The sequence below is a fragment of the Kribbella sindirgiensis genome, from assembly GCF_004331435.1.
GTDB classification, from domain to species: domain Bacteria; phylum Actinomycetota; class Actinomycetes; order Propionibacteriales; family Kribbellaceae; genus Kribbella; species Kribbella sindirgiensis.
This window is the reverse complement of record NZ_SJKA01000016.1, coordinates 72,962-87,828: the sequence shown is the minus strand read 5'-3', so window position 1 is coordinate 87,828 and position 14,867 is coordinate 72,962. Positions and strand designations below refer to the sequence as shown.

Genomic DNA, 14,867 nt, shown 5'->3' with positions numbered 1-14,867 from the left:
CGAATTACGGTCATGGCTGAAATTAGCCGGACGTGCGTCAGTGCGTCAACCGTTCGGGAAACAATCAGAGATGAACGCGATAAACGACGAGCGGGCGGCCGCTGCCGGTGCCGAGCTGGGTGCCGGTGGCATCGGCCAGTCCGGCGCGCTCGAGGCGGTTCAGGACGCGGCGCGCGGTCCGCGGCTGGATGCCGAGGTAATCGGCCACGGAGCGCGTGGTCAAACCGTCCTCGGGAGTGGCGCGGACCAGCTCCTGGAGCCGTTCGAGCGTTGCCTTCGAGAGGCCGGCGCGTTGCGCGAGCAGCTGTAGTTTCGAGCGCTGCTGGGCGCGTGGCGGCGCGCCGCCGACCAGCACGAGATCGATGTCGTTGCGCAGCGACACGACGGCCGCCGTCCGTCCGGCGGTCTTCGCGCGGCCGAGTGCCCGGCGGGCCAGCGCCTCGGTCTCGGTCCCGGACCCGCCGATGCCGAACCCGATCCGGACCGGCCCGAACTGCTCCTTCAACCGGGTCAGCATGCCGAGTTCCGTGAACGCCGCGGTTGCTTGTTCGAGCGGTCCGCGGGTGGCCACCACGAGCCACCGCTTGTCGTCGTACCGGATGACGCTGCCGCCGAGTGAGCCCGCTTCGCGCTGGAGAGCGCTCTCTGCGTCCGGCGACATCTCGACCAGGCCGAGCGCGATCTGCGCATCGTCACTGCGCAAAGCGTCGTGAACCAGGAGCAACCTGTTGACCGCGGCCCGTACCGAGTGCACCGACGGAGCGAGACGCAGCGTGGTCTGCTCGGTCCGGAGCTTCTCGTACGCCGACCGCAGACAGGTGATCGCGACGGTCGCGCCGGCCTCGTGGTGGAACTCGACGATCTCGTCGAGGCTGAGACCCGGCCGGTACGGCAGGACACGGACACCGCGCATCGGGAGCCCGACCTCGTCGAACGTCTCCCGGACATCGGCCTCGTCGAGTACGTCGATGCTGAGCGACGTCACGTCGTGACCCTCGCGGAGCAGTTGGACCAGGGCGCGCATCAGCGTCGCGCCGGTGTACTCGACGTGCGCGGCCGGGCGGTCCAGGAGGTCCTGCGCGGCGGCGATCTGGTACGGGACGACGCCGGTGAACAGCCACGCGTCGACGCTGCCCGGCGCGTCGGCCATCACCTTGGGCGTGTCGGTCTCCCGGCGGTACCGCAGCGGGACCACCTCGACGCCGCGCAGTCCCTTGATGATGCGGCTGGTGGAGGTGACCAGGTCCGACGGTCCTACTACTCCGATCGTCGTCACCACGCGCGGGTCCCCTCCATGGGGGTCAGTCTCACCACAACACCGCACCGCTGCAAGAACCCGCGCCGTGGTCGGCTACGTTCGCCTCATGGAGCGCGTTCTGGAGTGGATCGACGAAGGTACGGCGCTGTGCCGCGGAGCACTCGGTGACCTGGAGGCGCCGTCGTCGCTGCCGGGCTGGTCGCGGCGGCATGTTGCGGCCCACCTGTCGCTGAACGCCGAGGCGCTGGGGAACCTGGTGCACTGGGCCCGCACCGGCGAGGAACGGCCGATGTATCCGTCCGCCGAGGCGCGGAACGCGGATATCGAGCAGGCCACCGCGCGACCGGCAGGCGAGCTGCGGGACTGGTTCGACGAGTCGGCGGCCGGGCTCGCGGCGGCGATGGCGACGTTGACGGACGAGCAGTGGCGGACGCAGGTCCGGACCTCGCGCGGCGCCCCGATCCCGGCGTCCGAGATCCGGTGGATGCGGTCTCGCGAGGTTCTCATCCACGCCGTCGACTTCGGCGCGGGGATCACGTTCGCCGATCTCCCGGCCGACTTCCTCGAGGCGCTGTGCGCAGACATCCGCACGCAGCGCGGCGACGTACCAGAGGTCCACGGCCCGGTCTCCGAGATCGCCGCCTACCTGGCCGGCCGTTCGTACGCTGACGTCACGGGACCGGACGGCGAGCCCGCAGAGCCTCTTCCGGCCTGGCTCTAACCGGTCTGCCGAAGGCATCTTTGTGCACCCACCAACCATTCCCGGGCCGGTTTCGTGGTCGAGCCGTGCACAAAGACGACACACGACGACAGGCAGTGCGGCGGAGGTGCTTGGGCGGAACCAACTCCCGCCTCCACCATCAAGACGGGCGGCTACCTCGAGCAGCTGGGCTTTCTCGGGGGTCATTTCACGACGCGGTAGCGGAGGTGGGTGACGTCGCGGGCGGGGAGCTGGCGGACTTGTTCGAGCTCGATGTACTCGGCTGGGAGGTTGTCGAAGAGGCGACGGCCCTGGCCGAGGAGCACGTTGACGACGTGCAGTTCGAGCTCGTCGAGGAGACCGGCGCGGAGGAGGGCCTGGCCGGCGCCGGCGCCGTGGACCATCACGTCGCGGTCGCCGGCGGCGGCCAGCGCCCGGGCGGCGCAGTCGGCGACGTCGGTCACGTAGACGGCGCTGCCCGGCGGTTCGTCGTCGACGTGGTGGGTGAGAATGAACATCGGGACGCCGTCGTGGTGGTCGCCGTTCCAGCGGCCGGCGTGCTCGTACGTACGGCGACCCGCGATCAGCGCACCGGTGGCCAGCGACTCGCGGACCACCTGCCCGCTCGGTCCGTCGGAGTTGCGGTCGTCGAGCCAGTTGAACAGGCGGAACCCGCCGACTCCCATCGGGTTCTCAGGACTGTCGTCGGGACCGACCACGAAGCCGTCGAGCGACATGGACATGTAGAGGCGGATCATCTGGAACCTCCTAAGGATTGGGGGAACTGGAACACGCCGGCGGGGTCGTACTCGGCCTTGAGGTCGCGGAGGCGGGGATAGTTCGGCCCGTGGTAGGCGGTGTGCCAGTCGGTCAGGTCGGGGTCCGGGAAGTTGGGGTAGACGGCCCCGGAGGCGTACGGGTGGGCAATGGACCAGGAGCGGCGTACGGCGTTCCGGTCGGGGCCCGCGTGTTCGAGGAGAAAGCGCTCTGTGCGGTGCGCGAAGGCCGTTGCGTCGACGGGGACGCGGTTGTAGGCGCCGCCCATCGGGGTGAAGTTGAGGTCGCAGCCGGTGCCGAGGAGCTCGGTGATCGCGTCCGGCGGTAGCGGGGTGCGGAAGAACTCGGACTTGCTGTGGATGATGCGGGTGTCCGGATCGCCTTCGGAGAGGCTGGCCTTGAGCGCAGGCCAGGAGAGATCGGTACGCAGGTCGATCTCGGGGGCGGCGAGAGGGCCCGGATCGAAGGTGGCGAGGGTGGCGCCGAAGATCTGCACCTCGGCGGCGTTGACGGTCAGGCTCGCGGTGAGGTCGTCAGGTGCGTCGGGGACCCAGAGCTGCCAGGCCGCGATCACCTCCGCGGCGTGACTGCGTGGCCAGGTGAGTTTGAAGCGGGTCGCGGTGGGCGACGGTACGGCGGCGAAGGTCAGGGAGGTGACCACGCCGAACTGGCCGCCGCCGGAGCCGCGGAGGGCCCAGAACAGGTCGGGGTTCCGGTCCGCGTCACACGTGAGGACGTTGCCGTCCGCGAGGACGACAGTGGCGGCGACGAGGCGATCGCAGGTCAGCCCGTACCGGCGCCCGAGCAGCCCGAGCCCGCCGCCCAAGGTCAACCCCGCGATCCCGACCGTCGGCCCACATCCGGCCGGAATCGTCAGCCCGTACTCGTGCAACCCCCGGTACACCGCGGCAAGCCGAGCTCCCGCCCCGATTGTCGCCGACGCCCCGGTGACTGAGACGGACGACAGCGGGGACAGGTCGAGCATCAGGCCGGTGGTGGAGGAGCGGCCGGCGAAGCAGTGGCCGCCGCCGCGTGGGGTGACCGGGAGACCGGCGGAGCGGGCGTACGAGAGCGCCTCGATCACGTCGGCCGTGGAGGAGCACTGTGCGATCGCCGCGGGGCGGATGTCGTCGTACTGCGGTAGCGCCGGCTTCCGGAGTACGTCGTACAGCGGGTGGTCAGGCCCGAGCAGGTCCATGGGCCGACGTTAGGACGCGGCGATCGGGTCGCGCTTGAACGAAACGGGCGTACCACTCGGCGAGGAACGGCCGGTACGACGCCGAATGGTCGTGACCGCAGTCGCAGCGGTCCGCCTTGTCGCCGAGCAACTCGCGCGGTGTCAAGCCGGTCAGCCGTACGCATTCCCGGGTCAGGTGCGCGTGGTCGGCGTACCCGGTCTCGGCCGCGAGGTCCGACAACCCGCTCCCGAATCCGGCCTGTGCCAGCGCGAGATACCCCTGGAACCGCAGTGTCCGCTGCAAGGTCTTCGGCCCCACCCCGGTCGCCGCCAGGCACCGCCGCCGCAGCTGGCTCTCCGACAATGCCAACGAGTCCGCCAGCGGCGCAATCCCAGTCGGCTCCCACGGCATCAACCGCCGCACCATCTCCGCCACCACCGGATCCGGCCGTAGCGGCTGCGCGGTCAGGTACCTCTGCACCGCGAGCAACGCCGCCTGCGGATCAGCCGCCTCAGCCACCGCGGACCCGAGCGCGTCCGCCGCCGGACCCCAGAGCTCCACGGCGCAATCGACCAGCTCGTCCGCCGGTACGCCGAGCATCGGGGTCCCCGCGCCGGGCATGAACCGCACGCCGACGATCGTCGTCCGCGGCGGGATCACCTGCAGCTGCGCCCGGGTCAGCGGCCCGATCAGCCGCGGTACGCCGCCGATCGGGCAGTGCAGTTCGACCCCGCCCGTCGGCAGATCCCGTTGCGGGTAGGGCTGCGATCCGGTGCGCTGGATCCAGACCGTACGGACGAGACCGGCCAGTGCGGGCACCGGCGCGCTCTCGTCGTACGTCTGGTCCATCAGAGCTCGATGTGCGAGCCGATGATCACGGTCCGGTCCTGCGGCAGCCCGAAGTGCTCGGCCGCGTCCGCGGTGATGTGCGACGTGGCGAGGAACAACTGCTTGCGCCACCCCGCCATCGTCGGCTCCTTGCCCCGCCGGAGCTCGATCTTCGACAGGAAGTACGACGCCTTTTCGAGGTCGAGCGGGCCTTCCGACTCGTCCGGTTCGAGCCGTGCGAGGGCAGTGGGGACGTTGGGCGACTCCATGTACCCGAACCTGATCGTGACGTGCGTGATCCCGTCGTCGCCGTACCCGAGGTCGTTCACGGTGACCCGCTGGTCGTCCGGCACCCGCGGGACCGGCTCGGTCTCGATCGCGACGATCACGACGTGCTCGTGCCGGACCTGGTTGTGCTCGACGTTCGCCCGGAGCGCGAGCGGTGCGCTGGAGCCGCCGCGGTTGAGGAAGATCGCCGTACCGGGGACCGTACGGACCGGCAGCTTGCCGGACCTCAGCTCGTCGATGAACTCCTGCAGCGAACCCTCGGCGCGCTCCCGCTCCCGGGTGACGACCTCCCGGCCGCGCTGCCAGGTCGTCATCACCGTGAACGAGGTGAGCGCAATCAGCAGCGGCAGCCACGCGCCGTGCAGCAGCTTCGTCAGGTTGGCCGCGATGAACAGCCCGTCGATCAGCAGCAGCGGTACGGCGCCGGCCAGGATCAGCCACCGCGGCACGTTCCAGCGGTAGTGCGCGACGTAGAAGAACAGCAGTGTGGTGATGGTGATCGTCCCGGTCACGGTCATGCCGTACGCGTACGCCAGCGCGGCCGAACTGCGGAACGCGAAGATCAGCGTCAGGACCGACACGAACAGCAGCCAGTTCACGAACGGCACGTAGATCTGGCCGATCGTCGTCGCCGAGGTGTGCGTCACCCGGAGCCTGGGCAGGTACCCCAGCCGGGCGGCCTGGGCCATCACCGAATAGGCCCCGGTGATCACGGCCTGGGACGCGATCACGGTCGCCGCGGTCGCGAGCAGTACCAGCGGCAACCGGCCCCAGCCCGGCACCAGCAGGAAGAACGGGCTGCTGATGTTCTCGTGGTTCTTCAGGATCAGCGCGCCCTGGCCCAGGTAACTGAGCGTGAGAGCCGGCAGCACCAGGAACAGCCAGCCGCGGCTGATCGCCTTCCGGCCGAAGTGCCCCATGTCGGCGTACAGCGCCTCGGCGCCGGTGATCGACAGCACGACCGCCGCCAGCGCGAAGAACGCGATGTGGAAATGCCCGGCCAGGAAGCTGATCGCGTACGTCGGGGAGAGCGCCTTGAGGATCGCGGTGTGCTCGAGGATGCCGCCGATCCCGGCCGCGCCGATCACGGCGAACCACAGGATCATCACCGGCCCGAACGCCCGGCCGATGGACTCGGTCCCGCGGCGCTGGACCATGAACAGCCCGACGATGATCACCGCGGTGATCGGGACCACGTACTCGCCCAGGGACGGCTCCACGGTTTTGAGTCCCTCGACCGCGGACAGCACCGAGATCGCCGGCGTGATCATGCCGTCGCCGAAGAACAGCGACGCGCCGAACAGGCCGACCGTCGCCAGCAGCGCGGCGGCCTTCCGGCTCGGATGCGTACGGCGCCACTTGCGGAGCAGCGTGATCAGCGCGACCACGCCGCCCTCGCCGTTGTTGTCCGCGCGCATCGTGAGCAGGATGTACGTGACAGTGACGATGATCATCACCGACCAGAAGATCAGCGACACCACGCCGTACACGTTGTGGTCGCTGAGCGGCACCGGGTGCGGGTCCTCGGGGTTGAAGACCGTCTGCAGGGTGTAGATCGGGCTGGTGCCGATGTCACCGAAAACGACCCCGAGCGCGCCGACCACCACTGCGAGCTTCGCGGTGTGGAGCGCCGTGTCGTGGGCCGTGCTGTGGGCGGTGGGCCGGTCGCCTTGCGGCCCGACCGTCTCCGCCTTCTGTTCCGTCACGTCCTGGCACGATACCCGTCCAGGGAGCTAGCGCTGTGCATGTCGAGCCGTCCACGGCGGCTCCGACGTACCGGGTATGACAGCCGAGCGAGTACTGCGGACCTATCTCACCCTGGTCGCGGTGTCGACGGGTGCGTCGTCGATGATCTGGGGCATCAACACGCTGTTCCTGCTCGACGCCGGACTGAGCATCGGGAAGACCTTCGCCGCGAACGCGTTCTTCACCGCCGGCATGGTGCTGTTCGAGGTGCCGACCGGTGTCGTCGCGGACACGGTCGGGCGGCGTACGTCGTACCTCCTCGGCACGGCCACCCTGATCGGGACCACGCTGCTCTACCTGGTGCTGTGGCGGACACACGCGCCGTTCGTGCTCTGGGCGGTGGTGTCGATGCTGCTCGGTCTCGGGTTCACGTTCTTCAGCGGCGCGACCGAGGCCTGGCTCGTCGACGGACTGCACGCGACCGGGTACGACGGTTCGCTGGACGCGGCGTTCGCGAAGGGGCAGGTGGTGAACGGGATCGCGATGATGGCCGGCTCGATCGGCGGGGGAGTGCTGGCCCAGCTGACGAACCTTGGCACGCCGTACGTCGCTCGCGCGTTGTTGCTGACGGCCACCTTCTTGGTCGCGTGGCGGTCGATGCGCGACATCGGATTCGCTCCTGCACCGCGGACGTCGGTGCGGGGCGAGATGGCCGGGATCGTCCGGGCGTCGCTCCGGCACGGGCTGCTGAACCGGCGGGTCCGCTGGGTGATGCTGGCCGGGCCGTTCACGGCCGGGGTCAGCGTCTACGGTTTCTACGCCGCGCAGCCGTATCTGCTGCAGCTGTACGGCCACACCGGCTCGTACGCGATCGCCGGCTTGTCGGCCGGGATCGTCGCGGGTGCGCAGATCGCCGGCGGCGCGTCCGCGTCGTACGTCTCCCGGCTGGTCCACGACCGGATCGGGATCCTGATCGGAGCGATCGTCGCGTCCGGGACGGTGATCGCGGTGATGGGTGTGGTGACGTCGTTCGGGGTGGCGCTGGTGCTGCTGATGGTGTGGGGCACGCTGTTCGCGGCGATGTCGCCGGTGCGGCAGGCGTACCTGAACAGTCACATCCCGTCGGCGCAGCGGGCGACGGTACTGTCGTGCGACAGCCTGCTGGGCTCGGCCGGTGGAGTCGTGATCCAGCCGGCGCTCGGTCGATCCGCTGACGTCTGGGGGTACGGACCGGCGTACTTGGTGGCGGCGGGGATCCAGGTGCTGGCCGTGCCGTTCCTCGGGCTGGCCCGGCGGAAATCTGTCGAGGACCCGGCAGGCGAGGCCCTAGCCTTGCGGGCGTGAAGGCTCGACTGATCATCATCAACGGTGGGTCCAGTTCCGGGAAGACCGGGATCGTGCGGTGTCTGCAGGCGGTGCTGCCGGAACCCTGGCTCGGGTTCAGTGTGGACGACTTCGTGGACGCGCTGCCCGCCGTGATGGACGGCGGGATCGAGATCGGGCCCGGCGGCGAGGTGTCGGTCGGGCCCGCGTTCCGGGAGCTGGACGCGGCCTGGACCGCCGGGATCGTGGCGATGTGCCGGGCCGGCGGGCGGGTGATCGTCGACGACGTGTTCCTCGGCGGCGCCGGTTCGCAGCAGCGCTGGCTGGACGCGGCCGGGGACCTCGAGACTCTCTTCGTCGGCGTCCACTGCGATCCGAAGGTCGCAGCGGGTCGCGAACTCGCGCGCGGCGATCGCGCCCGCGGCATGGCCGAGCAGCAGGCGTACGTCGTCCACGAGGGCGTCACGTACGACGTCGAGGTGGACAGCTCGCGCGCGGAATCCGTCGACTGCGCCCGGACGATCGCCACCTACCTGACTCCGTAGCGGATCAGTAGCCGCCACGGATGCCTGCTGCGGGCGGTTCGCGGGACCTTCGTCGTACCAGCAAACGACGAAGGAGGAAGTCATGAGTACGTCGGTCTCGACGCGCAGGACGGTCCGGGCGGGCACGGTGGTGCTCTGGGTGGTGCAGGCGCTGCTGGCGGCGCTGTTCGTGATGGCCGCGCTGCCGAAGCTCACCGGCGACCCGGTGATGGTCGACATGTTCGCCGCGATCGGCGTCGGCCAGTGGTTGCGGTACGCCGTCGGCGTCCTGGAACTCGCCGGCGCCGTCGGCCTCCTGGTCCCGCGCCTCTGCCGCCCCGCCGCCCTCGGCCTGGTTGCCCTGATGATCGGGGCCAGTGCCACCAACATCTTCCTGTTCGGCGCATCCCCAGCGATCCCGCTGACCTACCTGGCGGTCGCCGGAGCAGTGGCCTGGTTCCGCAGACCCGTCAAGTGAACCTGCGGGTACATTTGAGGGCGTGCTGACAGCGAAGGGTGCGGCGACGCGGGAGCGGATCGTGGCGGCGGCCGCGGCCGAGATCCGCGAGCGCGGAATCAGTTCGGTGAAGCTGGACGACATCGGCCGGCGCAGCCGGACGGGCAAGAGTCAGCTCTTCCACTACTTCCCCGACGGCAAGGAGCAGTTGCTGCTCGCGGTCGCCGAGCGCGAGGCCGAGCAGGTGCTCGAGGATCAGGAGCCGCACCTCGGGCAGCTGACCAGCTGGGAGGCGTGGCACGACTGGCGGGACGCGGTCGTCGAGAAGTACCGGCGGCAGGGCGTGCACTGCCCGCTCGGCGTACTGATCACCGAGATCGGCCGGCACACTCCCGCCGCGCAGGCTGTGACCGCACAGCTGCTCGCGCAGTGGCAGCACCGGCTCGAGCTCGGCATCGAGGAGATGAAGGCCGCGGGCGAGATCCGTGCCGCTGTGGATCCCGCCCGCGCCTCGGCCGCCCTCATCGCCGCGATCCAGGGCGGCGTCGCGATCCTGATGTCGTCGGGAACGTCGACGCATCTGGAGTACGCGCTCGACCTGTGTCTGGACTACCTCAGCGCCAGTTGAGCACCGACGGTTGGTACCCGACCGGCTTGTCCGCCACCTTCGCCCCCGGGTTGACCAACCAGCCCTGGTACTCCGGCGTGAACATCCGGTACACCGACGACGGCGGTACGGCGCTTGCCTGGTCGAGCGTGGCCCGCAACTCGTCCGGGATCTCGAAACCGAGCGCCGCGATGCTCGACTCCAACTGCTCCGGGCGGCTCGCGCCGACGATCGCGGACGCGACGCCGGGTTGCGTGGCGGCCCAGTTGACCGCTACCTGCGCCATCGTCACGCCGAGCTTTTCGGCCACGTCGCGAACGGTCGTCAGCAGGTCCCAGTCCCGGTCGGTCCAAGTCCGACCGGTGGCGCCGTCACCGGTCAGACGGCCTTCGCCGGCCAGCTCCCGGGCATCGTCGCGCTGGTACTTCCCGGTCAGGAACCCGCCGCCGAGCGGGCTCCAGGCGGTGACGCCCAGGCCGAGTTGCTGCGCGACCGGTACGTGCTCGGTCTCGATCGTCCGCTCGATCAGCGAGTACGGCAGTTGCAGGCTGACCATCGGGGTCAGCGAGTGCGCGTCGGCGAGAGTCTGCGCGCGAGCGGCGTACCAGGCGGGGACGTCGGACAGTCCGGCGTACCTGATCTTGCCTGCGCGGGCGAGGTCGTCGAGGGTTCGCAGTACCTCGTCGACGGGGGTGATGCGGTCCCAGGTGTGGAGCAGGAACAGGTCGACGTAGTCCGTGCCGAGGCGGCGCAGGGACTCGTCCAGCGCGCGGATCAGGTGCTTGCGGCTGTTGCCGCCCGCGTTCGGGTCGCCGGAGTCGACGCTGTTGGTCGCCTTCGTGGTGAGCACCATCCGCTCCCGGAGACCGGCCTCGGCGATCAGCCGGCCGAGGATCCGTTCACTCTCACCCGCGGTGTAGAAGTCGGCGGTGTCGATGAAGTTGCCGCCGGCCTCGACATAGGTCCGGAAGATCGCCCGGGCCTCGTCCTCGGTCTTGCCGTACGGCGCGTGGAAACCGGACTGCCCGAAGTTCATGGTGCCCAGGGCGAGCCGGCTGACGCGCAGCCCCGATCGCCCGAGCAGGTAGTAGTCGTCAAGTGCCATGCCGACAGCGTTGCTCGGGAAAAATGGACCGGCAAGTACAAAGTATGGGCGTGAAAGGATTTGGGCGTGCGCTTGTCTGAGGAGCAGCGGAGTGAGCTGGAGCGGTTGGCGGAGTACGTGCTGCCGGGGGAGGGATGGGCGGCGACGCCGTTTGTCGAGCGGGTGCTGACCGAGGATCGGCCGGACTGGGCCAGACGGATCGAGCGTGCGCTGGCGGGCTCGGGAGATGCGGACCGGGCCTGGTTGGTGCGGTTGATCGCGCAGGGGTACTACGCGGAGCCGGCGAGCTGGGAGTCGGTCGGGTGGCGGAGTGCGGAGATTGCGCCGGTGCACACCGAGTTGCGGGTGACGCCTCGGGACGAGCTGGGAGAGCAGTACGACGTATTGGTCGTCGGCTCGGGTGCTGGTGGGGGTGCGGCGGCTCAGGTGCTGGCGGAGTCGGGGCGGTCGGTGCTGGTCGTCGAGCTGGGCAGCTACCCGTCGACGGAGTCGTTGGCGCGCGATCACCTGCGCAACCCGCGATCGGTGGCGGGTCTGCCGGCGGTGACGGATCCGGACCCGGCGGGGCGGCCGCGGGTGTCGGTGGTGGACGGTGTGCGGAGCGAGGTGCTGCCCCCGGACGGTGGTTGGGGGAACAACGCGTTCACGGTCGGCGGCGGCACGCGGGTGTACGGCGCGCAGGCGTGGCGGTTCGTACCGCAGGACTTCCGGATGGCCACGACGTACGGCGTACCGGAGGGAAGCGCGCTCGCTGACTGGCCGATCTCGTACGACGAACTGGAGCCCTACTACTCGCTGGCGGAGCAACGATTCGGGGTGAGTGGCGGTGGATTGGACCCGTGGCACGGGCCACGGTCGATCCCGCTGCCGATGCCGCCGCTGCCGCGGACAGGGCCGGCCGACCTGTTGGCGGGAGCCGCCGAGCGGCTCGGTTGGGGAACTCTCGACGTACCGCTGCTGATCAACTCGGTCGACTACCAAGGGCGCTCCGGGTGCGTGCGGTGCGGCCTGTGCGTGGGGTTCGCGTGCCCGGTGGAGGCGAAGGGCGGTACGCACAACACCGCACTGCCCGCCGCGCTCGCGACCGGGAACTGCACGCTGGTCACCGAGACGACAGCCGAGCGACTCGTCACCGATCCGACCGGCCGGGTCGTCGGCGTCGCGCTGGTCGCGAGCGACGGGTACGGCGGGATCTGGCGCCGGACCGTTTCCTGTGACGAGGTCGTGGTCGCGGCAGGTGCTTCGGAGACGCCACGGCTGCTGCTGAACAGTGCGCACGACGGCGAGCCGCACGGGATCGGCAACAACCGGGATCAGGTCGGGCGGCATCTGCAGGCGCATGTCTACGCCGGTGCGGTCGGGCTGTTCGAGGACGAGGTGGTCGATCTCGTCGGGCCCGGCGTCTCGATCGCGACCTGCGACTTCCGGCACGGGAACGCCGGGATCGTCGGCGGCGGCATGCTCGCGAACGAGTTCGTGCCGACGCCCGCGTCGGTGTACGACTACCTGACCGGGGCCGGGCTGATTCCGGCGGCCGGTGCGGAGAGCGTGCGGGCGATGCGGCGCGAGGTGCGGCGGATGCTCCGGGTGGTCGGCCCGATCCAGGAGGTCACGTCGGCGGACTCACGCGTCCGCGTCGATCCGTCCGTCGTCGACCGGTTCGGCAATCCGGTGGTGGTGACGAGCGGGTCGATCCATCCTGAGGACCTCCGGGCCCACCACTTCATGAGCGCCAAGGCCAAGGCCTGGCTCGAGGAAGCAGGCGCGATCCGCACGTCCGTCGGCCAGATCGGCACCGTCGGCTCCGCCAGCACCGGCCAGCACCAGGCCGGGACGTGCCGGATGGGCGACGACCCGGCCCGATCGGTCACCAACCCCCACGGCCAGGTCTGGGGTCACGACAACGTCTGGATCACCGACGCCTCCGTCCACGTCACCAACGGCGGCGTCAACCCCGTCCTCACCGTCCTCGCCGGAGCCCTCCGGATCGCAGACCACCTCGTGCGTGGCTGAAGGTGCCGTAACGACGTAGACCTCCACGTACATGCCGTCGTCCGCCCGAGCCCGCCACGAACCTGCCCGGATCCCCAGTCCCGTCCACCAACCTCCCCAAACCACTTTGGGGAGGTTGGTGGACGGGACTGGGGAGTGCTACTGCCCGTTTCGGGAGGGTAGAACTCCCCAAAGCACCCTTCGCGCCGGCGCTCGATCAGGCGACGCGGGAGATGCCTACGCCGCTGCGGGCCTCGCGGCCGTACTTGGTGATTTCGGCGGGGAGGTCGAGGCGGGAGATGCCGGTCTTGTTGCGGTCGTCGTCGGTGAGAAGGTCGGCCGGGATGATCCAGACGATCTCGAACTCGAGCCCGTCGGGGTCCTTGCCGTAGAGCGACTTCGTGGTCCCGTGGTCGGAGGCGCCGACCAGGGCGTCGTGCTCGCTCAGCGCGCCGGCCAGGTCCTCGAGATCGCCGAGGGTGTCCACCTCCCACGCGAGGTGGTAGAGCCCGACCGTCGTCCGTCCGGCGCCCGACGGGCCCGCCTGCGGCCCGATCTGGAACAGGCCGAGGTCGTGGTCGTTGCTCGACCCGGGCGCCCGCAGGAACGCCGCGCCGGGGATGGCGTCGCCGGTCTCGGTGTACCCGAAGCCGAGGACGTCTCGGTAGAACGCGACGCTCGCCGCGACGTCGCGCACGTACAGGACCGCGTGGTTCAACCGGAAGATCGCCATACACCCATAATAGTTGAAAGCTCAACTGAACACCAGTGCCCGCGCCCACCAACGCCGGACGGCGAGCCGAGCCCGCGCGGCCAGGCCTGGAGTTGGGGAGTCCGGCAGGTCTTTGCAGGTGCGCAGCAGTCCCCAGCCTGGGGACCACACCGACAGACCGCCGGGGACGGGAGACAGGATCTGGGACGCGCGGACAAGAAATACCAGGTCCCCGCCCACCACAACCTGTCTCAAGCCCCCGCAACTCCCCACACCTACGGCAGAAGAGCCGGTTATCCGTTCCTCGGGCGGAGGGGCGGAGGGGCGGAGGGGCGGAAGGCGGGTGTTAGCGGCGGCGGCGGGGTTTCTTCTGCGGCGTGGTTGGGCGGGGCTTCTTGGCGACCTTCTTCGGGGTCGCCGGTCCGCGGGTGCTGTTCGCGGTGCGGCCGCGGACGATGCCGATGAAGTGTTCGACCAGTTCGGTGGTCTCGTCCTCGGGCCAGCTGAGTGCGACCTGCGACTCCGGTACGCCGGTCAGCGGGCGGTAGGTCAGGTCCTTGCGGTGGTGTAGCCGGGCCAGCGACTGCGGTACCACCAGCAGCCCGGTGCCCATGGCAACCAGCTCGATCGCGTCGCCGGTCTGCGCCGGGCGTTCGTCGATCAGCCGCCCCGGCGGTCGGTCCCAATCCAGTACGTCGTCCTGCGGGTACAGCATCAGCTCGTCGGCGAGGTCGTCGACGGTGACCTCCTCGGCCGCCGTCATCAGGTGGTCCTTGGGTACGACGACCACGGTCTGCTCGACGTACAGCGGGATCGCGTGCAATCCGGTGCGGTCGATCGGGAGGCGCAGGAGGACGGCGTCGACCTCGGCACGGCGTACCAGATCGGGGGCCTCGGCGGCGGAGACCTGGACGAGTTCGAGCGGGACGCGGGGGAGTCGCTCCGTCCAGATCCGAACCCATTTGGCGGGGGTTACGCCGGGGACGCAGCCCAGCCGGAATCCGGTCACGGTTCTGAGGTTACCGGGCGTTACGCTGCTGCCATGACAGCGCGTAAGTCTCCCCAGAAAACTACGCAGACCATGAAGCCCGCGACGGCGGCGAAGAAGCTTGAGGTGTACCTCCAGGCGACGCCCGCGGAGTTCCAGGACGGCGTGGTCTCGCGCGAGGAACTCGACGCGCTGCAGGCGGACCCGCCGGAGTGGCTCCGCGAACTCCGCCGGAACGGGCCGCACCCGCGCTCGGTCGTGGCGGCCCGGCTCGGTGTGTCGATCAGCGGCCTGGCCCGGGCCGGGATCACCGAGGCGCTGACCACCGAGGACATCGAGGCCATCCGCGACGAGAACCCGGACTGGCTCGAGCACGAACGCGCCACCCTGGCGGAGGTCCGCCGGCAAGAGGCCGAGCAGAAGAAGAAGCCGCGCCGGTAGTCG

The 14,867-nt window shown here is 69.9% G+C and carries 15 protein-coding genes; 7 read left to right on the top strand and 8 right to left on the bottom strand.

All coding sequences use genetic code 11. The features are described from left to right. Window positions 1-64 precede the first annotated feature (64 nt). Window positions 65-1,279: a helix-turn-helix domain-containing protein gene (locus E0H50_RS33485; protein WP_131295008.1), complete on the bottom strand. Its 1,215-nt coding sequence runs from the start codon at window positions 1,277-1,279 to the stop codon at window positions 65-67. Between the two features lie 85 nt (window positions 1,280-1,364). Here E0H50_RS33485 and E0H50_RS33480 point away from each other — a divergent pair, with 85 nt between their 5' ends. Next, complete coding sequence (locus E0H50_RS33480; protein ID WP_131295007.1) at window positions 1,365-1,979, top strand: maleylpyruvate isomerase family mycothiol-dependent enzyme; 615 nt, start codon at window positions 1,365-1,367, stop codon at window positions 1,977-1,979. A gap of 182 nt (window positions 1,980-2,161) precedes the next feature. Here E0H50_RS33480 and E0H50_RS33475 read toward each other — a convergent pair whose 3' ends face one another. Genes E0H50_RS33475 through E0H50_RS33460 form a run of 4 tightly spaced genes read right to left on the bottom strand, consistent with a single transcriptional unit; the run spans window position 2,162 to window position 6,735 of the window. After that, the gene (locus E0H50_RS33475; RefSeq protein ID WP_131295006.1) at window positions 2,162-2,716 is read right to left on the bottom strand and encodes a dihydrofolate reductase family protein; all 555 of its coding nucleotides are present in this window, start codon (window positions 2,714-2,716) and stop codon (window positions 2,162-2,164) included. Beyond that, window positions 2,713-3,933: an FAD-binding oxidoreductase gene (locus E0H50_RS33470; RefSeq protein WP_131295005.1), complete on the bottom strand. Its 1,221-nt coding sequence runs from the start codon at window positions 3,931-3,933 to the stop codon at window positions 2,713-2,715. The genes E0H50_RS33475 and E0H50_RS33470 overlap by 4 nt, the downstream gene beginning before the upstream one ends. Then, complete coding sequence (locus E0H50_RS33465; RefSeq protein WP_131295004.1) at window positions 3,914-4,762, bottom strand: helix-turn-helix domain-containing protein; 849 nt, start codon at window positions 4,760-4,762, stop codon at window positions 3,914-3,916. Before E0H50_RS33465 ends, E0H50_RS33470 begins: the two co-directional genes overlap by 20 nt. After that, the gene (locus tag E0H50_RS33460; protein WP_131295003.1) at window positions 4,762-6,735 is read right to left on the bottom strand and encodes a potassium transporter Kup; all 1,974 of its coding nucleotides are present in this window, start codon (window positions 6,733-6,735) and stop codon (window positions 4,762-4,764) included. The genes E0H50_RS33465 and E0H50_RS33460 overlap by 1 nt, the downstream gene beginning before the upstream one ends. Window positions 6,736-6,811: 76 nt before the next feature. Here E0H50_RS33460 and E0H50_RS33455 point away from each other — a divergent pair, with 76 nt between their 5' ends. The 4 genes from E0H50_RS33455 to E0H50_RS33440 all read left to right on the top strand — a co-directional run bounded on the left by E0H50_RS33455 (window position 6,812) and on the right by E0H50_RS33440 (window position 9,647). Continuing rightward, on the top strand, window positions 6,812-8,059 hold the full coding sequence (locus E0H50_RS33455; protein ID WP_131295002.1) for an MFS transporter: 1,248 nt from the start codon (window positions 6,812-6,814) through the stop codon (window positions 8,057-8,059). Further along, on the top strand, window positions 8,056-8,583 hold the full coding sequence (gene cpt, locus E0H50_RS33450) for a chloramphenicol phosphotransferase CPT (RefSeq protein ID WP_202868445.1): 528 nt from the start codon (window positions 8,056-8,058) through the stop codon (window positions 8,581-8,583). The genes E0H50_RS33455 and cpt overlap by 4 nt, the downstream gene beginning before the upstream one ends. An 82-nt stretch (window positions 8,584-8,665) precedes the next feature. Further along, a complete protein-coding gene (locus E0H50_RS33445; protein WP_131295001.1) occupies window positions 8,666-9,040 on the top strand; it encodes a DoxX family protein in 375 nt (124 codons plus the stop codon). A 22-nt stretch (window positions 9,041-9,062) separates the two neighbouring features. Beyond that, window positions 9,063-9,647 (top strand): TetR/AcrR family transcriptional regulator, encoded by a 585-nt coding sequence (locus E0H50_RS33440; RefSeq protein WP_131295000.1) that lies wholly within the window; start codon window positions 9,063-9,065, stop codon window positions 9,645-9,647. On the opposite strand, the gene E0H50_RS33435 is transcribed toward E0H50_RS33440, so the two are convergent. After that, complete coding sequence (locus E0H50_RS33435) at window positions 9,634-10,731, bottom strand: aldo/keto reductase (RefSeq protein WP_131294999.1); 1,098 nt, start codon at window positions 10,729-10,731, stop codon at window positions 9,634-9,636. The genes E0H50_RS33440 and E0H50_RS33435 overlap by 14 nt on opposite strands. Before the next feature lie 66 nt (window positions 10,732-10,797). Between E0H50_RS33435 and E0H50_RS33430 the strand changes: the two genes are divergently transcribed. Then, window positions 10,798-12,744 (top strand): GMC family oxidoreductase, encoded by a 1,947-nt coding sequence (locus E0H50_RS33430; protein ID WP_202868444.1) that lies wholly within the window; start codon window positions 10,798-10,800, stop codon window positions 12,742-12,744. A 196-nt stretch (window positions 12,745-12,940) separates the two neighbouring features. On the opposite strand, the gene E0H50_RS33425 is transcribed toward E0H50_RS33430, so the two are convergent. Beyond that, a complete protein-coding gene (locus tag E0H50_RS33425) occupies window positions 12,941-13,456 on the bottom strand; it encodes a VOC family protein (protein ID WP_131294997.1) in 516 nt (171 codons plus the stop codon). A 325-nt stretch (window positions 13,457-13,781) separates the two neighbouring features. Beyond that, window positions 13,782-14,444, bottom strand: coding sequence for a LysR family substrate-binding domain-containing protein (locus E0H50_RS33420; RefSeq protein ID WP_131294996.1), 663 nt, complete (start codon window positions 14,442-14,444; stop codon window positions 13,782-13,784). 33 nt (window positions 14,445-14,477) lie between these two features. Between E0H50_RS33420 and E0H50_RS33415 the strand changes: the two genes are divergently transcribed. Beyond that, window positions 14,478-14,864, top strand: a complete 387-nt coding sequence (locus E0H50_RS33415) for a DUF5997 family protein (protein WP_131294995.1) — start codon at window positions 14,478-14,480, stop codon at window positions 14,862-14,864. The last annotated feature ends 3 nt before the right edge of the window (window positions 14,865-14,867 follow it).

What these genes read in the sequence shown, in the direction of transcription:
- E0H50_RS33480 (WP_131295007.1), top strand. Translation starts at nt 1,365, where the DNA reads ATGGAGCGCGTTCTGGAGTGGATCGACGAAGGTACGGCGCTGTGCCGC.
- E0H50_RS33475 (WP_131295006.1), bottom strand. Translation starts at nt 2,716, where the DNA reads ATGATCCGCCTCTACATGTCCATGTCGCTCGACGGCTTCGTGGTCGGT.
- E0H50_RS33470 (WP_131295005.1), bottom strand. Translation starts at nt 3,933, where the DNA reads ATGGACCTGCTCGGGCCTGACCACCCGCTGTACGACGTACTCCGGAAG.
- E0H50_RS33465 (WP_131295004.1), bottom strand. Translation starts at nt 4,762, where the DNA reads ATGGACCAGACGTACGACGAGAGCGCGCCGGTGCCCGCACTGGCCGGT.
- E0H50_RS33455 (WP_131295002.1), top strand. Translation starts at nt 6,812, where the DNA reads ATGACAGCCGAGCGAGTACTGCGGACCTATCTCACCCTGGTCGCGGTG.
- E0H50_RS33445 (WP_131295001.1), top strand. Translation starts at nt 8,666, where the DNA reads ATGAGTACGTCGGTCTCGACGCGCAGGACGGTCCGGGCGGGCACGGTG.
- E0H50_RS33435 (WP_131294999.1), bottom strand. Translation starts at nt 10,731, where the DNA reads ATGGCACTTGACGACTACTACCTGCTCGGGCGATCGGGGCTGCGCGTC.
- E0H50_RS33425 (WP_131294997.1), bottom strand. Translation starts at nt 13,456, where the DNA reads ATGGCGATCTTCCGGTTGAACCACGCGGTCCTGTACGTGCGCGACGTC.
- E0H50_RS33415 (WP_131294995.1), top strand. Translation starts at nt 14,478, where the DNA reads ATGACAGCGCGTAAGTCTCCCCAGAAAACTACGCAGACCATGAAGCCC.